The sequence below is a fragment of the Caulobacter sp. GW821-FHT10A06 genome, assembly GCF_059415805.1.
Genome location: NZ_JBWKNY010000003.1, coordinates 634,649 through 654,005, shown reverse-complemented (window position 1 = coordinate 654,005; position 19,357 = coordinate 634,649). Strand labels below are relative to the sequence as shown.

The following is a 19,357-nucleotide window of genomic DNA, read 5'->3' as shown; positions in this document are numbered from 1 at the left end:
CGGGGGGCCATCTCCCGGGCGTTTTTTTGTGCGGATTTTCGGGGTCGCATCGTTGTTACGACCCTTTGTAGCGTTTTGGAAAAACGTCATAGAAATCAAACGCAACAAAGTATGACACCGGTGGACAGCGGAGCGCGCTTGCCGCTAAGTGACCGCAACCAAAGTACTCGTCGGGAGGAATACCCCATGGTCGATATCAATCGTCGCGGCGCGCTGGGCTCGCTGCTGACCGGCGCCGGCCTGGCCGCCCTGCCCGCCACCTCCGAAGCTGCTGGCCAGATGGGCCTGCTGCCCGCCAAGACCACCACCGGCCCGACCTGGGTCAAGGGCGTCGAGGGTCAGCGCAAGGCCGACCTGGGCGACGGTACGTTCCTCAATCCGATCCTGGCCGGCGACCACCCCGACCCGTCGATCCTGAAGGACGGCGACGACTACTACATGACCCACTCGTCGTTCGACGCGTATCCGGGTCTCTTGATCTGGCACTCCAAGGACCTGGTGAACTGGACCCCGGTCACCACGACGCTGAAGACGAACGTGGGCTCGATCTGGGCGCCCGAGATCTGCAAGCACAAGGGCCGCTACTACATCTACCTGCCGGCCAAGATGCCCAACAACAACACCAGCTACGTGATCTGGGCCGACAAGATCGAAGGCCCGTGGTCCGAGCCGGTCGACCTGAAGCTGCCCCGCTATATCGACCCCGGCCACATCGTCGACGAGAAGGGCGACCGCTGGCTGTTCCTCTCGGGCGGCGACCGCATCAAGCTGGCCCCCGACGGCCTGTCGACGGTCGGCGCGCCCGAGCACGTCTACAACCCGTGGCGCTATCCCGACACCTGGGACGTCGAGGGCTTCTCGCCCGAAGGCCCCAAGGTCATGAAGCGCGGCGAGTACTTCTACCTGGTCACCGCCGTGGGCGGCACGGCGGGCCCGCCGACCGGCCACATGGTCATCGTGGCGCGTTCGAAGTCGCTGGCCGGCCCGTGGGAAGACCATCCGCGCAACCCGATCGTGCGCACCGTCGACAACAGCGAGAAGTGGTGGTCGCGCGGCCACGCCACCCTGGTCGAGGGCCCCACGCCCGGCGACTGGTGGACCGTCTATCACGGCTACGAGAACGGCTATTACACGCTGGGCCGCCAGACCCTGCTGGCCCCGGTCACCTGGACCGCCGACGGCTGGTTCGACGTGGGCGGCGGCGACCTGTCCCAGCCCATCAAGAAGCCCAAGGGCGGCAAGGCCGGCCCGCACGGCATGGCGCTGTCGGACGACTTCCAGACCGACAAGTACGGCGTGCAATGGAACTTCTTCGATCCCAAGCCGGGCGAGCACCAGCGCCTGAGCCGCGCCAACGGCGTCATGACCCTGAAGGGCGCCGGCGAGGCCCCGTCCAGCGGCGCGCCGCTGATCTTCGTCAACGGCGACCAGGCCTATGAGATCGAGTGCGAGATCGAGGTCGACGCCGACACCCGCGCCGGCCTGATCCTGTTCTACGATCGCCAGCTGTATGTGGGCCTGGGCTTCGATCAGAAGAACTTCGTCACCCACCAGTACGGCATCGAGCGCGGGCGTCCGGCCAACCCGCACGGCTCGAAGATGCTGATGAAGCTGATCAACACCCGCCACATCGTCAGCTTCCACACCAGCGGCGACGGCGGCCAGACCTGGAAGCGCTTCGACCGCGGCATGGAAGTCAGCGGCTACCACCACAATGTGCGCGGCGGCTTCCTGATGCTGAAGCCGGGCCTCTATGCGGCCGGCAAGGGCTCGGCGCGGTTCAAGAACTTCAAGTACCGGGCCCTGGCGTAATGCGCGCCGCCCTCCTCGCGGCGGCGCTGATCGCAGCGCCGTTCGCGGCCCAGGCTCAAGAGCCGATGTTCAAGGCCCCGAAGATCGTTCTCGTGGGCGACTCCACCACGGCCGTGAGTAGCGGCTGGGGCGGCAGCTTCTGCGCCAAGCACGTCAGCTCGAACGTCGCCTGCGTGAACCTGGGACGCGGCGGGCGCTCCAGCCGGACCTATCGCGAGGAGGGCTCGTGGGCCCTGGCCCTGAAGGAGATGACGTCGGGCGGCTTCGCCAAGACCTATGTCCTGATCCAGCTGGGCCACAACGACCAGCCGGGCCGGCCCGAGCGCTCGACGGACCTGGCCACCGAGTTCCCGGTCAACATCAAGCGCTTCGTCGACGAGGCCCGCGCGGCTGGCGCGACGCCGGTGCTGGTCACCCCGCTGATCCGCCGCCAGTTCAAGGACGGCCAGGTCCATGACGACCTGGCCCCCTGGGCCGACGCGATCCGCAAGGTCGCCGCCGAGACGGGCGCGCCGCTAGTCGACCTGCACAAGCTGTCCAAGGACGCCGTCCAGGCGATGGGTCCGGTCGAGGCCCTGAAGCTGGGCGAAGCCCCGCCGCCCGCCGAGGTCGCGGCCGCCGCCAAGTCCGGCACCACCACCGGCGCGGCCTTCTACGAACCCGCCATCCCCGGCGCCGTCGTCCCGCCGCGGCCGCCGGCCGCTCCGCCGTCGCCGCCGAGCCCGATGGGCAGCTTCAAGCCGGTGTTCGACTACACCCACGTGGGGCCTGAGGGCGCGGACGTGTTCTCGGCGATGGTGGCGAAGGCCTTGGCGCAAGCCGTGCCGGAGCTGGGGCGGCAGTTGCTGCCCTAGGGGTAGAGGCCGCTCAGCGTCCTCACGCAGGCCCTCTCGTCCTCTGGCGTCAGCGTCGCGGAAACGGACAGCTTCTGGAAGGTCACGCGGGTCTTGCCTGCCGGCTTGTAGCGAACGACCTGCTCGCGCCCAGCCGCGTCGGCGACGGTGTAGGCCAGCTCCACGCTGGAGTCGTTCATCGCCCCGCCTTCCCGCTTGAGGCGCTTCATGCCGTCGCGTAGGCCGGCGGCATAGGCTGGCCCCGCCGGATCGACGCCGGTGAAGACCCCCTTCTCGGCGGTGGCGTCCGTGTCGAAGCCCACATCGAAGACCGGCTGGGTCACCGTGTCGAGCTTCAGGCAGGCGAAGGCGTCGGTCGGCAGGACCAGGGTCTCGCCACGCATCTCGTAGCGCTCGATGTCAGGCAGGGGCGAGCGGCCCGCGACCGTCTGGAACGCCGCTTCGAAGTTCGCCCGCAGGCCACTCTTGGGATCACGACTCTTTCGCGTGCGCATCAGCCGCATGACCATGTCCAGGGTCCGGCCGTCGCGGCGCAGCTGAGCATCAAAGAGGGCCGCCATCATGGCCCCGCGCTTGTAGGCGATGTCCTCGGCGTCGCGGTCGGTCCAATAGACCTCGACGATCCGGGCCTGCGTGGCGTTGCGGGCCGGCGAGACGCCATAGGCGCGCAGCCACTCGTTCCAGGACGCGGCATAGGCCTCCAGGTCGAACAACCCCGCCCGCAGCAGCAGGCGCCGGGTGTAGAAGTCGGTGAAGCCCTCCGACAGCCAGGCGGTCGAACGGTCCGCCGGCTGCGTGCCCAGCTGGCCGCCGTTCCAGGTGTGGAAATGCTCGTGGGCCAGCAGGGGAAGAACCTCCTGCAGGCTCAGCGAGGTCCCGACCCACAGCGCGAAGGCGTCGGTGCGTCCCGTGCCGCTGTAGTGCTCGAAGACCTTCGGGACCAGCGGCGCCAGGGTGACCAGGAACGGGCTCGAGCCATCGCCCCAGAAGTCGCGCTCGACCTGGATGACGCGGAAGGCCGCGTCGGCGAAGGCCTGGTCGTCGAAGTGCTCGAAGGCCCCCAGCATCGCTATCCGCGTTCTGGCGTTCGCGCCGGCGCCCTCGATGATCCTCAGGCGCGGCGAGCCCATCAGGATGCTGTGCAGGATGTCCTCGACCGTCCGCTGTCGCGGCAAGGTCAGATCGGAGGCGAAGCCGAAGCCTTCGGACGCGCCGGTCCAGGTGAAGGTCGCCGCCTCCTCGCGTCGACCGGCAGGAAAGGCAAAGACCACCTCGCCTGCCGCATAGAACCAGTCGGGCAGGACGACGGGCTTGGTCTGGCGGGCGTCCTGGGTGTTGGGCGGCGCGTCATAGGCCGATCGGATCCGATAGCGCGCGTGCAGCGCCGCGCCGGGCGCCGAGCTGATCTCGGTCTGCTCGCCGTCCAGCGACGTGATCTTGTCCGCGCCGGTCACCACCAGGCCCTCGGCGTGACGGCCCGGATGCGTGTCACCCTGGAAGCTGCCGATAAACCGCAGCCGGGTGACGCCGTCGGCATTGGCCTGGAAGTCGATATCGACGGTCAGCGCCTTCAGGGCGCCGTTCTCGATCACGGGCGACAGGGCGTAGCGGACCGTCGCGGGCTCGGCCTTGGCCGCGGTCGCCAGGCAAAGGGCCAGCGCGCCGATCAAAAATCGCCTCACGCGCCCCTCCCACGCATCGCAACCTCAAGTCGCGTAGCGTGGCCCTAGGGCGAGATCAAGGCGTCAGTCGGCGCCCGTATCCTCATTCACCGCCACCATCCTGGGCGTGATCAGCCCCGCCGCATTCACCCGGTCCCCGCCGTGGGCCAGGATCTCCAGGTGCACGTGGTCGGTGATGCCGGGGTAGTGGCTCTGCAGGCTCTCGACCTTGCCGATCGCATCGCCCAGGCGGACCGCTTGGCCGACCTCGACGTCCGGGCTCACGTAGAACGACCGGGCCGCGTAGCCCAGCGCCGGGTTGGTGATCTCGACGAACTTCAGGTCGGTGTCGCCGGCATAGGCGTAGCCGATCTTGGTGACGTAGCCCGACATCGGGGCGTGGACGGTCTGGCCGGCCTCCGCCACGTAGTCGACGCCCTCGTGGGCGCGGCTGCCGCCGTCGCGGCGGGCGCCGAAGAAGCCGTCGCCGAAGTCGTCGTGGCCGCGCGGGGCCGCGCCGGTCGGGTTGGCGAAGTCGCTGGCCCCGTCGCCGTCGATGTCGGCGCCCTTCCAGACCAGCTCCATGACCGGCGGCGGCGCGGCCTTGGCCGGGGCGATGCCGGCCAGCAGCTTGACGATCGGCGACGGGGTCGGATGGCGCGAGACCGGACGCTCCATGGCCGCCACCACCATCGGCGCGAAGACGACCGCCAGGCCCAGGGCGCACCGCAGGGCGGCCGGCGTCTTCGCGATCGATGCGGTCATGGGGGACTTTCCGGCTGTGAGCGTGTGGCCGGCAGATATGGATTGGTTAACGCGCCTTCGCCATGCGACCGGACGTCGCGAAAATTCATGCTTAAGCTATGAATTCATTGGCGAATTTTGGACACAATCCTCGGATCGGCACCTAGGTCAGCAACCCACGAATGGTCGCGCGCAGCACCGTCGTCAGGGCCCCACGGTTCAGGTCCGGGTGGTTCACCCCGCGCATCAACAGGCCGTCGAAGATCAGGCCCACGACCTCGCAGCGAGCCTGGAACTCTTCCTCGGTCCATTCGGGCTTGCGGTCGCGCTCCATCATGGTCTTGGCGAGCGCGCGTTCCTGGTGGTCGGCCTCGCGGACGATGGCGGCGACCTTGGGATTGCGGGCGGCCTCGGCCACGACCTCGAGGGCCAGGGCGGCGCGGCGCGGGTCGAAGCACTTGTCGATCCCTTCCGGCAGATGGTCCTCGATCGCGTCCAGCAGGGTGCCCGGCTGGCTTTCCATCTCGGCGAACTTGTCGCGCATCTCGGCCAGATCCTGGGCGACGATGGCGGCGATGATCGCTTCCTTGTTCTCGAAGTAGCGGTAGATCTGCCCGACGCTGAGGCCCGCGGCCTTGGCGATGTCGGCCATGCTGGCGCCGTGGAAGCCCGACTGCCTCACACGTTCGCACGCCGCGTCCAGAATCTGCTGGCGGCGCGATTCCGGCGACGGGCGATTGGAATGTGTCTCGTCAGGCATTGAAAATCCTGGTGGGCATTACATTTCCGTTAGGTCAGCCGAGCCGTGGGGTGCAGAGGTTGACTTGCGCCAGTACCGCACCTATGTCCAGCCCGCTTGAGAATGAACGTTCATTCTCAGATTGTTCATCATGCTGGTTTCGTCAAGAGCAATAGCTCACGCAGCCATCGCATCCGGGGTCAGATAATGCACTTCCAACGCTCCGCCACGGTCACCGCCGTGGGGCTCGCCGCCATCGCCCTCACCCTCGCGGCCTGCGGCCAGAAAGGCGGCGCCGGCGGCGGCATGGGCGCGGGCGGTCCCGCCGAGGTCGGCGTCGTCGTCGCCCAGACCCAGCCCGTGGCCCTGACCACCGAGCTGTCGGGCCGCACCTCGGCCTATCTGGTCTCGGAAGTGCGCCCGCAGGTGGGCGGCGTGATCAAGTCGCGCCTGTTCCAGGAAGGCTCGTACGTCCGCGCCGGCCAGTCGCTGTACCAGATCGACCCGGCGATCTTCCAAGCCAACGTCAACAGCGCCGCCGCCGCCCTGGCCCAGGCGCAAGCCACCGCCACCGCCGCCAAGCTGAAGGCCGACCGCTACAAGGGTCTGGTCGAGACCGGGGCGGTGTCCAAGCAGGACAATGACGACGCCCAGGCCGCCGCCGCCCAGACCGCCGCCGCCGTGGCCGTCCAGCGCGCCAACCTGGACAATGCCCGCATCAATCTGAACTACACCAAGGTCGCCGCCCCGATCTCGGGCAAGATCGGCAAGAGCTCGGTCACGCCGGGCGCGCTGGTCACCGCCAGCCAGGCCCAGGCCCTGGCCACCGTGCAAGATCTCTCCAGCATCTATGTCGACCTGACCCAGTCCTCGGCCGAGATGCTGAAGCTGCAGCAGCAGTTCGCCAGCGGCAAGCTGGGCCGCTCGGCCTCGGCCCAGGTCAGCCTGAAGCTGGAAGACGGCTCGACCTATCCGGTCCCGGGCCGCCTGGAATTCTCGGACGTCACCGTCGACCCGACCACGGGCTCGGTGGTGCTGCGCGCCATCTTCCCGAACCCGAACGGCGTGCTGCTGCCGGGCATGTATGTCCGCGCTCAGCTGAGCAAGGGCACGGCCAATGACGGCATGCTGATTCCGCAGGCCGCGGTCAGCCGCGACCCCAAGGGCAACGCCACCGTGATGGTCGTCGACGCCAAGGGCGGCGTGGCGCCGCGTCCGGTCGTCGCCGCCCAGACCGTGGGCGACAAGTGGCTGGTGACCTCGGGCCTGCAGCCCGGCGAGAAGGTCATTGTCGAGGGCCTGCAGAAGGTGCGCCCCGGCGCGCCCGTGAAGCCCGTCGTCCTCACCGCGCAAGCGCAACGCTAAGGGCGGCCCGTCATGCTTTCCCGTTTCTTCATCGACAGGCCCATCTTCGCGTGGGTCGTCGCCATCGTCATCATGCTGGCGGGCGCCCTGGCCATCCGTGGCCTGCCGATCGCCCAGTATCCCGACATCGCCCTGCCCCAGGTCTCGATCAGCGCCGTCTATCCCGGCGCCTCGGCCAAGACCGTCGAGGACAGCGTCACCCAGGTCATCGAACAGAAGATGAAGGGCCTGGACGGCCTGGACTACATGTCTTCGACCAGCGACAGCTCCGGCGCGGCCACGACCACGCTGAGCTTCAAGGCCGGCACCAACATCGACATCGCCCAGGTGCAGGTCCAGAACAAGCTGCAGACGGCCACCGCCCTCCTGCCGCAGGAAGTACAGCAGCAGGGCCTGACCGTCGCCAAGTCGGCGCGGAACTTCCTGCTGATCGTCGGCATGTACTCGGAAGATCCGAAGACCACCAACACCGACCTGGCCGACTACATCGCCAGCAACCTGCAGGACCCCCTGAGCCGCGTCGACGGCGTGGGTGAAGTGCAGCTGTTCGGCGCCCAGTACGCCATGCGCATCTGGCTGAACCCCAACCAGTTGGCCAGCTACAACCTGACCCCCGCCGACGTCATCGCCGCCATCCGGGCCCAGAACGCCCAGGTCTCGGCCGGTCAGCTGGGCGGCGTGCCCAACCTGCCGGGCATCGGCCTGAACGCCACGATCACCGCCCAGTCGCGCCTGACCACGCCGGCTCAGTTCCAAGAGATCATCGTCAAGAACAGCCCCGGCGGCGCCATCGTCCACCTGCGTGACGTGGCCCGTGTCGAGCTGGGCGCGGAAAGCTACGGCTTCGGCGCCAAGTACAATGGCAAGCCGGCCGCGGGCCTGGCCATCCGTCTGGCGCCGGGCGCGAACGCGCTGAACACCGCCGACGCCATCAAGTCGCGGATGACCCAGCTGGAGAAGAACTTCCCGGCCAGCTTCCGCTACGTGATCCCCTATGACTCGACGCCGTTCGTGAAGCTGTCGATCGAGGAAGTGGTCAAGACGCTGATCGAAGCCATCGTGCTGGTCTTCATCGTCATGTTCCTGTTCCTGCAGAACTGGCGCGCGACCCTGATCCCGACCATCGCCGTGCCGGTCGTCCTCTTGGGCACCTTCGGGGTGCTGGCGGTCTTCGGCTACTCGATCAACACGCTGACCATGTTCGGCCTGGTGCTGGCCATCGGCCTGCTGGTCGACGACGCCATCGTCGTGGTCGAGAACGTCGAGCGCGTGATGGAGGAAGAGGGCCTCAGCCCCGTCGAGGCCACCCGCAAGTCGATGAACGAGATCACCGGCGCCCTGATCGGCATCGCCCTGGTGCTGGCCGCGGTGTTCGTGCCCATGGCCTTCTTCGGCGGCTCGCAGGGCGTGATCTACCGTCAGTTCTCGATCACCATCGTCTCGGCCATGGCCCTGTCGGTGCTGGTCGCCCTGATCCTGACGCCGGCCCTGTGCGCCACCCTGCTCAAGCCCGTTGAGAAGGGCCACAAGGAGCACAAGACCGGCTTCTTCGGCTGGTTCAACCGCAGCTTCGACGACGTCAGCGGCCGCTATCAAGGCGTCGTCCGCGGCCTGCTCGGCAAGAGCGGTCGCTGGATGGTCGCCTATGGCGTGATCATCCTGGTCATGGGTCTGCTGTTCGTCCGCCTGCCCAGCGCCTTCCTGCCGGAAGAGGACCAGGGGACGATGTTCACCATCGTCCAGCTGCCGCCCGGCGCCCCGGAAGAGCGTACGCAAGCCGTGCTGACCGAGGTGCGCAACCACTTCCTGAACGACGAGAAGGACGCCGTGCAGGCCGTCTTCACCGTCGCCGGCTTCAGCTTCGCCGGCGCTGGTCAAAACGCCGGCCTGGCCTTCATCCGCCTGAAGGACTTCGAGCACCGCAAGGCCGCCAACCTCAAGGCGCCGGCCGTCGCCGGTCGCGCCATGGGCAAGTTCATGCAGATCCGTGACGCCATGGTCTTCGCGATCGTGCCGCCGGCCGTGCCGGAACTGGGCACCTCGTCGGGCTTCGACTTCCAGCTGCAGGACATCGGCGGCGTCGGCCACGAGGCCCTGGTCGCCGCGCGCAACCAGGTGCTGGGCATGGCCGCCAAGGATCCGACCCTGGTCGGCGTCCGCCCCAACGGCCAGGACGACACCCCGCAGCTGAAGATCGAGATCGACCAGGCCAAGGCCGGGGCGATGGGCCTGACCACCGCCGACATCAACGCCGCGCTCAGCGCCGCGTGGGGCGGGGCCTATGTCAACGACTTCATCGATCGTGGTCGCGTAAAGAAGGTCTATGTCCAGGCCGACGCGCCCTACCGCATGCGTCCGGAAGACCTGAACAACTGGTACGTCCGCACCAGCAGCGGCACGATGGCCCCGTTCTCGTCGTTCGCGACGACGCACTGGATCTACGGCTCGCCGCGTCTGGAGCGCTATAACGGCCTGTCGTCGCTGAACATCCAGGGCTCGCCGGCCCCGGGCAAGAGCTCGGGCGACGCGATCAAGGCCATGGAAAAGATCGCGGCTCAGCTGCCTCCGGGCATCGGCTACGAGTGGACCGGCCTGTCGGCCCAGGAACTGGAGTCGGGCAACCAGGCTCCCGCCCTGTACGGCATCTCGATCCTGGTCGTGTTCCTGCTGCTGGCGGCCCTGTACGAGAGCTGGTCGATCCCGCTGTCGGTGATCATGGTCATCCCGCTGGGCATCGTCGGCGCCCTGCTGGCCACCACCCTGCGCGGCCTGTCCAACGACATCTACTTCCAGGTCGGCCTGCTGACGACCATGGGCCTGGCGTCCAAGAACGCCATCCTGATCGTCGAGTTCGCCAAGGACCTGTACGAGAAGGGCATGGGCTTGGTCGAGGCGACGGTGGAAGCGGTCCGCATCCGTCTGCGCCCGATCATCATGACCTCGCTGGCCTTCGTGTTCGGCGTGCTGCCCCTGGCCATCTCCAACGGCGCGGGCTCGGGCAGCCAGCACGCCATCGGCACCGGCGTGATCGGCGGCATGCTGTCGGCCACCATCCTGGCGATCTTCTTCGTCCCGCTGTTCTTCGTGATCGTCGAACGGGTCTTCAAACCCAAGCACAAAGGCCACGACGAGGCCGTCGCGCATAGCGACCCGGCTCCGGAGGCGCACTGATCATGTTCCGTAATCTCACCCTGATCCTGCTGGCCTCCACGGCGGTCAGCGCCTGCACCATGGCTCCGGACTACAAGCGTCCGACCCTGCCGGTGGCCCAGACCTGGTCCACGCCGAGCGCCGAGCCTGCCAGCTCGGTGTCGGCCGCCGACCTCGACTGGCGCCAGGTGCTGGTCGATCCGCGCCTGCAAGGCGTGGTCGACCTGGCCCTCAAGCAGAACCGCGACCTGCGCGTGGCGGTGCTGAACATCGAGAAGGCCCGCGGCCAGTACGGCATCCAGCGCGCCAACCTGTTCCCGGCCATCAACGGCACGCTCAGCGAGCAACGCAGCCACACCCCGGCCGCCACCTCGCAGATCGGCACGGCGATGGAGATCGAGGCCTATACCGCCACGATCGGCTTCACGGCCTATGAGCTGGACCTGTTCGGCCGCGTCCGCAGCCTGAACGCCCAGGCGCTGCAAGCCTACCTCGCCCAGCAGGACACCGCCCGCTCGGTGCGCGTCAGCCTGATCGCCGAGACGGCCAACGCCTGGCTGACCCTGGCCGCCGACCAGGAGCGCCTGGCCCTGGCCAAGAGCACCCTGGGCACGCGGGAAGACACCCTGCGCCTGACCCAGCAGCAGGTCGACGGCGGCGTCGGCTCGCTGGCTGCGTTGCGCAACGCCCAGGTCCAGGCCGAGACGGCCCGCAGCGACGTGGCGGTCTATACCGCCCAGGTCGCCCAGGACCTCAACGCCCTGACCCTGCTGACCGGCGGCAATGTGCCCGACAGCATGCTGCCCTCGGCGGACCTGGCCAAGGCGCAGATCCTGGCCGACCTGCCGGCGGGCGTGCCCTCGGACGTGCTGACGCGTCGTCCCGACGTGCTGGCCGCCGAGCACCAGCTGCAAGGCGCCAACGCCAATATCGGCGCGGCCCGCGCGGCCTTCTTCCCGCGCATCGCCCTGACCGGCTCGTACGGCTCGGCCAGCGGCGACCTGGACGGCCTGTTCAAGGGCGGCACCAAGGCCTGGAGCTTCACGCCCTCGATCACCCTGCCGATCTTCGCCGGCGGGGCCAATGTGGCCAATCTGAACGTCTCCAAGGCCAACCGCGACATCGCCGTGGCGACCTACGAGAAGACGGTGCAGACCGCGTTCCGCGAAGTCTCCGACGCCCTGTCGGTGCGCCAGACGGTCGTCGACCGCCTGACCTCGCAGGAGCGCCTGGTCACGGCGGCCACGGACAGCCAGCGCCTGTCGCAGCAACGCGCCGACGCCGGCCTCGACAGCGCCCTGACCCTGCTGGACAGCCAGCGCACGCTGTACTCGGCCCAGCAGGGCCTGATCACCGCGCGCCTGGCCCGGGCGACCAACCTGGTGACCCTCTACAAGACCCTCGGCGGCGGCGCTCCGGCCGCCTCGTAAGTCTATCCCCTTCCCCGGAGGCCCATCCGGGGAAGTTCGCTGGCCATCATCCCCCACCCCCGATGGTCTCGCGAACGGAACGGGCGTGCTCCTCCCCCCATCCCTGGAGCCGCCCGTTCCACCCTGTGCAAACGCTTTGTAACTTTACAGTTCGCCCGCCCTGCGCGACCGAAGGTTGATCGTGTCGCCGAGGGTCCGCATGCGTTTTCTGTCTTCGCTAATCGCTGCCGCCTTGCTGGCCGCCACGCCCGCCGCCGCCCAGGTGACCATCCCGCTGGAGCCCTACCTGGGCGTGCTGTGGTCGTTCCAGGCCAAGGACGGCGGCCGCTACCTGCTCGACACCGCCGGCGGCATCACCGCCATCACCCCGGCCACCGCCAAGAAGATCGGCTGCGAGCCCTGGGGCCGCATCACCGGCCACCGCATGCGCGGCGACCGCGTCGACCTGACCCGCTGCGACAAGGTCGTGATCGAGGCCGCCGGCGCCAAGCTGGCCGTGCCGACCGCCGGCGTCTTCGACTTCTCCAAGCTCCTGCCGCCCGACGCCCCGACGCTGGAGGGCTCGGTCGCGCTGGACGCCTTCGCCGGCCAGGTCGTCACGCTCGACCTCGGCGGCCAGAAGCTGGTCGTCGAGACCCCCGCCAGCTTCAAGGCCCGCATCAAGGGCGCCCAGGAAGTCCCCGTCCGCTTCGCCCGCGACGCCGGCGGCCTGGCCCTGACCCCGTTCGTGCCGGTCGAGACCCCCAAGGGCGCGGTCTGGATGGAACTGGACAGCGGCAGCAACGGCGCCGTCGTCGTCGCCCAACACAACGCCGCCCTCTTAGCCATGAACCCCGACAGTAAGGAGCGTCAGCCGCTGAGCCTGTCGATCCAGGGCGGGCCGAAGGTCGCGACCCAGGGCCTGGTCATGGACCTGGTCATCGACGGCAATATCGGCGTGCCGCTGCTCAAGGGCTGGGTGGTGACGCTGGACCTGGCGAATACGCGGGCGTGGATCAAGGCGCGATAGGGGTGACCAGCCTTACGGCCCTCCTCGACGGCCTGGACGCCGAGACCCGTCAGACGGTCGACGCCCTGCGCGCCGCCATTGTCGCGGCCGGCCCCGACCTCGTCGAACGCCTGAAATGGAACGCCCCCAGCTTCGCCGTCCCACCCGCCGGAGACGACGACGACCGCATCACCCTGGGTCTGGAGCGCAAAGGCGGCGTGCGCGTGGTTCTGCATCGTGGCACCAAGGCCAAGGATGTGGCGGGGTTCGTGTTCGAGGACCCCGCTGGGTTGGCCAAGTGGCCGGCGGCGGATCGCGGGGTGATGGTGTTCAGGGACAGCGCGGCGGTTGAGGCGCGGCGTGCGGAGTTTACTGAGCTTTGCCTGCGATGGCTGGAGCGGACGGCGTCGCTGTCAGCTAAGTCTACTTGAGAACGCTCAGCCCGCTCCGCTTCACTTGAGCCGCGTGAAACCGGTTGAGTGCATCCACCATGAATTCGCACACGACTTCAAGCGCTGCACCACAAGCATCGACTTGCTCGCGCATGGCCTTGTCTCGCCCGCTGCCGGCCCCAACGCTATCGCTGATTTCCTTCATGCTCCCCTTAAGAAGCTCCAGATTGTGTAGGGAACCGGCGGAGTTAATTATCAACCCTTCAAACGCTGCCATCTCATCCACATCGAAACGCTCAAATGGGATACGCTCTAGAGCCTTCACATTCACTCTCATAAGTTCAATAAGCGCTCCAGTTTTGGCGTAATCCCCTCCCTCCTCACTTTTCATTGTCTCAATGATACTGCGAAGCCGCCTCACGGCAAGTGAACCCAGCTGATGAGCACGAAGCTGTAACTCAGCAAAATCGTCGACTTGCCGCTTCCTCTCATTCGCCCATTCGGAAGCGAGTTGCTCGCGACCAAACTTGCCCGTCATGTATATGGCCAAACCAGCGATAATCGCTTGGACCACCGCACCGACTAACGAAAGAAATGCGGGATGCCGCTCAAGGCCAGTGCCATCCTTTGTCGCTCCCACACCAAAGGTGTGAAGCAGCAGGCTAACAGCTAGAACCGCTCCCATAACTGTAAGACTAGCGAGGACTCGCTCTCGGTTTCTCGTCATGAGGTGCAGCTTCGCACAACGTGTGGAAGCATCCAACATCGATAACAATCACAGCCCGCCATACCGCCCTGGAGCAAGCACAGCAACTCTTGCCTCCTTGTTGCAACTGAGGCGACAAGCTCGCCCCTATCGCTCGCGCCGCCATTCCGAGATCGGCACGTTCCCGTCCGGAGCCTTCGGCACCCGCCAGCTCAGCGCGTCGCCGGTCAGGTCGTAGGCCCGCCGCTGGGTGGTCCCCTCCCAGTTCTTGAACGACGCGCCTTCGATCTTGAACACCAGCTGGTGCGCCGCCTCGTCGATGGCGATCGTCCCGTAGTGGGTCGAGGAGCCCAGGGCGGCGTCGGCATATTCCTCCGCCGTGCCGCGCTTCTTGTCGCCCGAGGTGAAGCCGGTGCGCTCGCTCTTGAAGATCTGCAGGCTGTAGCGGCCCGCCGCATCCACGATCAGCCGGCCCTTGGGCGCGGCGCCATAGTCGTGCTCGCGCACGCCCGCCGGGGTGATGCGGTCGGCGGCGGTCAGGGTCCAGGTCCCGGCCAGGGGGAAGTCGGCGGCCAACAGGGCCAGCACCGTCATGGTCGTCAGCATCTCGAAACCCCATGTAACTTGTTAATTCGGTTACTGGCGCAAACTCGACGAACGCCGCTAACCTGTCAATCCGGTTTCCAATGAGACGTTCGTGACGCCCAAGATCGAAGAGACCCGTGACGGCTTCCGCTTTCGGGGCGGGCGCTTGCCCTTGGACTTGCCTGCGACCCTGGCGGGACGGGTCAGCGGCAACCACCGCGACGCCCTAGCCGCGCCCGGCGATCTCGACCGCTGGCTAGTGGCGGCGGGGCTGGCTGACAGCTTGAGCGGCGCTTCGACCGAAGATCTTTCGGCCGCCCGCGACCTTCGCGAGACGCTCTACGCCCTGGCCCTGGCCCGCGCCGAAGACCGCCCCCTGCCCGAGACGCCGCGCGAGGCGCTCAACGCCTTCGCCGCCAGAACCGCCGCCGCGCCGTGGCTAGACGCCTCGGGCGCCCCGCGCCTGAGGGGCTCGGCGCGCGACCTCCTGACCAGCGTGGCGCGCGAGGCCATCGACTTGCTCGGCGGCCCCGACGGCGCGCGCATTCGCCAATGCCAAGGGCCGGTGTGCGCCATCCTGTTCCTGGACACCTCCCGCAAGGGCGACCGCCGCTGGTGCTCGATGAGCGCGTGCGGCAATCGCGCCAAGGTGGCCGCCTTCCGCGATCGCGAGCGGGCCGGGTAACCCGAAGCGGGGTCGTTGACGCCTGAGGTTGCGTGACTGCGCAAACGATTGCGATAGAGCTTGGCTGTCGTCGGCGGGATGGCGTCCCCCAAGTCTCCGCCCTCGACGACCGTCAGTTTCGACGCCCCAGCCGCGTCGTCTCGGCGAAGACCGCGCCACTGCCCCACCGGTTGGCGCGGTCTCCAGCCCTAATGTTTGGAGCGTGACGGTCGCCGAAACCGCTCACACTTTCGGCTGTCACGCTCTAGAGCGGCAGCTGCACCGTGCTCTTCACTTCCTCGAGCACCGCATAGGTCCGCGTCTCGCGCACGCCCGGCATCTTCACCAGGATGTCGCCCAGGAAGTTGCGGTAGGCCTCCATGTCGCGCACCCGGGCCTTGATCAGGTAGTCGAAGCCGCCGGCCACCATGTGGCACTCCAGGATCTCGGGCGCGCGGCGGACGGCGGCGGCGAAGTCCTCGAACACCTCGCCCGTGGTGCGCTCCAGCACGACCTCCACGAAGATCAGCAGCGCCCGGTCGACCTTGGCCGGATCCAGCAGCGCCGCGTAGCCGGTGATGTAGCCCCGCTCGCGCAGGCGGCGCACGCGGTCGAAGGTGGCGGCCGGCGAGAGGTTGCAGCGCTTGGCCAGCTCGGCGTTGGTGATGCGGCCGTCGACCTGCAGAACCTTCAACAGTCGGCGATCGGTGTCATCTAGAGCAGAAATGGACATGGGGCGATTTCACCGAAGAAGCTTCGAAAAGTAGCGCTCACAAACGTAGCACCTTCGGCAAGCTTAGCGTTACACCTCCGATCGTTCCAGCGCCGCTTGCGCTCCCCTCCTCCTGAAGGCGCGAGCGGACCGGTCAGCCACCGGTGGTCTGGAACCTACGCGACGCCCGCTCCCCCCAATAGGGCGTCGCGCAAGAGAGGAAGGGGCGTGTGCGCTCCCCCCAATAGCCGCGCCCCTTCCTCCCTCCCCACATCCAGAGCATTGTCCCTTGCCCACGCGCCTTGCCGCGTCACGAGGTCGCGCGCGCTGGAGCGGACGAACGTTTTTCGCGCTTTGACCGAAGAACATACGGACCCGCCACTCAACAAACGAAGCACCTTCTGTCGAAGCCAAGTTAGGCCGACGATATTCTAACGAAGGACCGACCATGCACGCCATGTCTCACTCGGATTGGGACTCGCTCGACGCCGGCAAGTATCGCGACGAAGCCGCCGTGATCGCCGACCTGCTGGCCGCCAAGCCCCTGTCCGCCGAGGACCGCGCCGCCGTCCGCGCCGAGGCCGAGGCCCTGGTCCGCGGGGCCCGTCGCAGCGTCCGCAAGCAAGGCGTGGTCGAAAGCTTCCTGCAGGAGTTCAGCCTGGGTACCCGCGAGGGCCTGGCGCTGATGTGCCTGGCCGAGGCCCTGCTGCGCACCCCCGACGACGACACCCGCGACAAGCTGATCGCCGAGAAGATCGGCTCGGCCGACTGGGCCAGCCACCTGGGCGGCAGCGACAGCCTGTTCGTCAACGCCTCGACCTGGGGCCTGATGCTGACCGGCAAGATCGTCGAGCCCGACACCGAGGCCCAGAAGGACCTGCCCGGCTTCATCAAGAAGCTGGCGGGCCGCATCGGCGAACCGGTGATCCGCGCCGCCGTCGGCCAGGCCATCCGCATCATGGGCGAGCAGTTCGTCCTTGGCCGGACGATCGAGGCCGCCATCAAGCGCGCCGCCAACGAAGGCGACATGTGCAGCTTCGACATGCTGGGCGAAGGCGCCCGCACCGCCGCCGACGCCGAGCGCTATGAGAAGTCCTACGCCGACGCCATCGAGACGGTCGGCAAGCTGTCCAAGGCCGCCGGTCCGGAAGCCGGCCATGGCGTGTCCGTGAAGCTCTCGGCCCTGTGTCCGCGCTATGAGGCCACGCACGAGGACTGCGTGTGGGAGGAGCTCTATCCCCGCACCCTGCGCCTGGCCAAGATCGCCGCCCGCCACAACATCAACTTCACCATCGACGCCGAAGAGGCCGACCGCCTGGCGCTGTCGCTGAAGCTGCTGGACCGCCTGTGCCGCGAGCCGGAGCTGGGCCAGTGGACCGGCCTCGGCCTGGCCGTCCAGGCCTATCAGAAGCGCTGCGGCGAAGTGATTGCCCGCCTGAAGGCGCTCAGCCAAGAGACCGGTCGCCGTCTGATGGTGCGCCTCGTGAAGGGCGCCTACTGGGACAGTGAGATCAAGCGCGCCCAGGTCGCCGGCCGTCCGGACTATCCGGTCTATACGACCAAGCCCGCCACCGACCTGTCGTACCTGGTCAACGCCAAGGCGCTGATCGAGGCCGCCCCGCACCTCTACGCCCAGTTCGCCACTCACAACGCCCACACCCTGGCGGCCGTGGTGCGCATGGCCAAGAACGCCGGCGTCAAGATCGAGCACCAGCGCCTGCACGGCATGGGCGAGGCTCTGTATAAGGCCGCCGACGACCTCTATGACGGCATCACCCTGCGGGCCTACGCGCCCGTCGGCGGTCACGAAGACCTGCTGCCCTACCTGGTGCGCCGCCTGCTGGAGAACGGCGCCAACACCAGCTTCGTCCACGCCCTGCTGGACGAGCGGGTGCCGGTCGAGAAGGTCGTCACCGACCCGATCGACACCGTCGAAGCCCACCCCGAGCGCCACGCCAAGATCCCGACGCCGATCGACGTGTACGGCGCGCGCCGCCAGAACTCCGCTGGTCTCGACCTCTCCGTGAAGACCGACCGCACGCGCCTGGAAGCGGCCGTCGCCGCCCTGGACGGCGTCACCCTGTCGGCCGGTCCGCTGATCGGCGGCAAGCTCACCGCCGGCGGTCCCCCGCTGGCCGTGGTCGCCCCCACCGACGAGCACAAGACGGTCGGCGCGGTCTCCGAAGCCCAGATCCCGCAGATCGACGAGGCCTTCCGCCTGGCCCGCGCCGCCCAGCCCGCCTGGGACCAGGCCGGTGGCCCGGCCCGCGCCAAGACCCTGCGCGCCATGGCCGACGCGCTGGAAAACAACATCGACCGCCTGATCGCCATCCTGGCCCGTGAAGCCGGCAAGACCCTGAGCGACGGCATCGCCGAGGTCCGCGAGGCCGTTGACTTCTGCCGCTACTACGCCGTGCTGGCCGAGGATCAGTTCGGCGCGGGTGAAGTGCTGAAGGGCCCGGTCGGCGAGACCAACACCCTGCGCCTGGCCGGTCGCGGCGTCTTCGTCTGCATCAGCCCGTGGAACTTCCCGCTGGCCATCTTCACCGGCCAGATCGCCGCGGCTCTGGCCGCCGGTAACGCCGTGCTGGCCAAGCCCGCCGAGCAGACCCCGCTGATCGCCTTCGAGGCCGTGAAGCTGTACCACGCCGCCGGCCTGGACAGCCGCCTGCTGGCGCTGCTGCCCGGCCGCGGCGAGACCGTCGGCGCGGCCCTGACCAGCCATGAAGGCCTGGACGGCGTCGCCTTCACCGGCGGCACCGACACCGCCTGGCGGATCAACCAGACGCTCGCCCAAAGGCAGGGCCCGATCGTGCCGTTCATCGCCGAGACCGGCGGGCTGAACGGCATGTTCGTCGACACCACCGCCCAGCGTGAACAGGTCATCGACGACGTTATCCTGTCGGCCTTCGGGTCGGCCGGCCAGCGCTGCTCGGCCCTGCGCCTGCTGTTCCTGCCGGAAGACACCGCCGAGCACATCATCGACGGCCTGAAGGGCGCCATGGACGCCCTCGTGGTCGGCGACCCGGCCCTGGCCGTCACCGACGTCGGCCCGGTCATCGACGCCGAGGCCAAGGACGCGCTCGACAAGCACCATGTCCGCCTCAAGAAGGAAGCCAAGGTGCTGCACGCCCTGACGGCTCCGGCCGGCGGGACCTTCTTCGCCCCGGTCCTGGCCGAGATCCCGGCCGCCGACTTCCTGGAGCGCGAGGTGTTCGGCCCGATCCTGCACGTGGTCCGCTACAAGCCCGAGCACCTCGATGAGGTCGCCGGCGCCCTGGCGGCCCGCCGCTACGGCCTGACCCTGGGCATCCACTCGCGGATCGAGAGCTTCGCCGCCGACGTCCAGCGCCTGGTCCCGGCCGGCAACGCCTATGTGAACCGCTCGATGACCGGCGCCGTCGTCGGCGTCCAGCCGTTCGGCGGCGAAGGCCTGTCCGGCACCGGCCCCAAGGCCGGCGGCCCGCACGCCCTGCTGCGGTTCGCGGTGGAACGGGCGGTCAGCGTCAACATCACGGCGCAGGGCGGCGACCCGGCGCTGCTGAACCTGTAGGA

At 68.1% G+C, this 19,357-nt stretch carries 15 protein-coding genes; 9 read left to right on the top strand and 6 right to left on the bottom strand.

What is annotated here, in order from left to right; all coding sequences use genetic code 11:
- The first annotated feature begins 186 nt into the window (after positions 1-186).
- Positions 187-1,812: a family 43 glycosylhydrolase gene (locus AC07NF_RS10790; protein WP_494631806.1), complete on the top strand. Its 1,626-nt coding sequence runs from the start codon at positions 187-189 to the stop codon at positions 1,810-1,812.
- On the top strand, positions 1,812-2,666 hold the full coding sequence (locus AC07NF_RS10785) for a rhamnogalacturonan acetylesterase (RefSeq protein ID WP_494631807.1): 855 nt from the start codon (positions 1,812-1,814) through the stop codon (positions 2,664-2,666). Before AC07NF_RS10790 ends, AC07NF_RS10785 begins: the two co-directional genes overlap by 1 nt.
- Here the strand turns inward: AC07NF_RS10785 and AC07NF_RS10780 are convergent.
- The 3 genes from AC07NF_RS10780 to AC07NF_RS10770 form a co-directional block, all read right to left on the bottom strand.
- A complete protein-coding gene (locus tag AC07NF_RS10780) occupies positions 2,663-4,348 on the bottom strand; it encodes a M61 family metallopeptidase (protein WP_494631808.1) in 1,686 nt (561 codons plus the stop codon). The genes AC07NF_RS10785 and AC07NF_RS10780 overlap by 4 nt on opposite strands.
- Positions 4,349-4,411: 63 nt before the next feature.
- A complete protein-coding gene (locus AC07NF_RS10775; RefSeq protein ID WP_494631809.1) occupies positions 4,412-5,092 on the bottom strand; it encodes a M23 family metallopeptidase in 681 nt (226 codons plus the stop codon).
- A gap of 142 nt (positions 5,093-5,234) precedes the next feature.
- Complete coding sequence (locus tag AC07NF_RS10770) at positions 5,235-5,831, bottom strand: TetR/AcrR family transcriptional regulator (protein WP_492814528.1); 597 nt, start codon at positions 5,829-5,831, stop codon at positions 5,235-5,237.
- A gap of 186 nt (positions 5,832-6,017) precedes the next feature.
- Here AC07NF_RS10770 and AC07NF_RS10765 point away from each other — a divergent pair, with 186 nt between their 5' ends.
- The 5 genes from AC07NF_RS10765 (at position 6,018) to AC07NF_RS10745 (ending at position 13,174) form a co-directional block, all read left to right on the top strand.
- On the top strand, positions 6,018-7,175 hold the full coding sequence (locus tag AC07NF_RS10765) for an efflux RND transporter periplasmic adaptor subunit (protein ID WP_494631810.1): 1,158 nt from the start codon (positions 6,018-6,020) through the stop codon (positions 7,173-7,175).
- A gap of 12 nt (positions 7,176-7,187) precedes the next feature.
- A complete protein-coding gene (locus tag AC07NF_RS10760; protein WP_494631811.1) occupies positions 7,188-10,346 on the top strand; it encodes an efflux RND transporter permease subunit in 3,159 nt (1,052 codons plus the stop codon).
- Positions 10,347-10,348: 2 nt separating this feature from the next.
- Entirely contained in the window at positions 10,349-11,755 is a 1,407-nt protein-coding gene (locus AC07NF_RS10755; RefSeq protein WP_494631812.1) for an efflux transporter outer membrane subunit, read from the top strand.
- Between the two features lie 199 nt (positions 11,756-11,954).
- Positions 11,955-12,764, top strand: a complete 810-nt coding sequence (locus tag AC07NF_RS10750; protein WP_494631813.1) for a hypothetical protein — start codon at positions 11,955-11,957, stop codon at positions 12,762-12,764.
- Positions 12,765-12,766: 2 nt separating this feature from the next.
- Positions 12,767-13,174, top strand: a complete 408-nt coding sequence (locus tag AC07NF_RS10745; RefSeq protein WP_494631814.1) for a DUF1801 domain-containing protein — start codon at positions 12,767-12,769, stop codon at positions 13,172-13,174.
- Here the strand turns inward: AC07NF_RS10745 and AC07NF_RS10740 are convergent.
- Positions 13,167-13,673 (bottom strand): hypothetical protein, encoded by a 507-nt coding sequence (locus AC07NF_RS10740; protein ID WP_494631815.1) that lies wholly within the window; start codon positions 13,671-13,673, stop codon positions 13,167-13,169. The genes AC07NF_RS10745 and AC07NF_RS10740 overlap by 8 nt on opposite strands.
- A 315-nt stretch (positions 13,674-13,988) precedes the next feature.
- Complete coding sequence (locus AC07NF_RS10735) at positions 13,989-14,447, bottom strand: lipocalin-like domain-containing protein (protein WP_494631816.1); 459 nt, start codon at positions 14,445-14,447, stop codon at positions 13,989-13,991.
- 91 nt (positions 14,448-14,538) lie between these two features.
- On the opposite strand from AC07NF_RS10735, the gene AC07NF_RS10730 reads away from it, so the two are divergent.
- Positions 14,539-15,111 (top strand): CGNR zinc finger domain-containing protein, encoded by a 573-nt coding sequence (locus AC07NF_RS10730; RefSeq protein ID WP_494631817.1) that lies wholly within the window; start codon positions 14,539-14,541, stop codon positions 15,109-15,111.
- 244 nt (positions 15,112-15,355) lie between these two features.
- Here AC07NF_RS10730 and AC07NF_RS10725 read toward each other — a convergent pair whose 3' ends face one another.
- On the bottom strand, positions 15,356-15,823 hold the full coding sequence (locus tag AC07NF_RS10725) for an Lrp/AsnC ligand binding domain-containing protein (protein ID WP_492814512.1): 468 nt from the start codon (positions 15,821-15,823) through the stop codon (positions 15,356-15,358).
- Positions 15,824-16,259: 436 nt separating this feature from the next.
- Here AC07NF_RS10725 and putA point away from each other — a divergent pair, with 436 nt between their 5' ends.
- Positions 16,260-19,355, top strand: a complete 3,096-nt coding sequence (gene putA / locus AC07NF_RS10720; RefSeq protein ID WP_494632136.1) for a bifunctional proline dehydrogenase/L-glutamate gamma-semialdehyde dehydrogenase PutA — start codon at positions 16,260-16,262, stop codon at positions 19,353-19,355.
- Positions 19,356-19,357 lie beyond the last annotated feature (2 nt).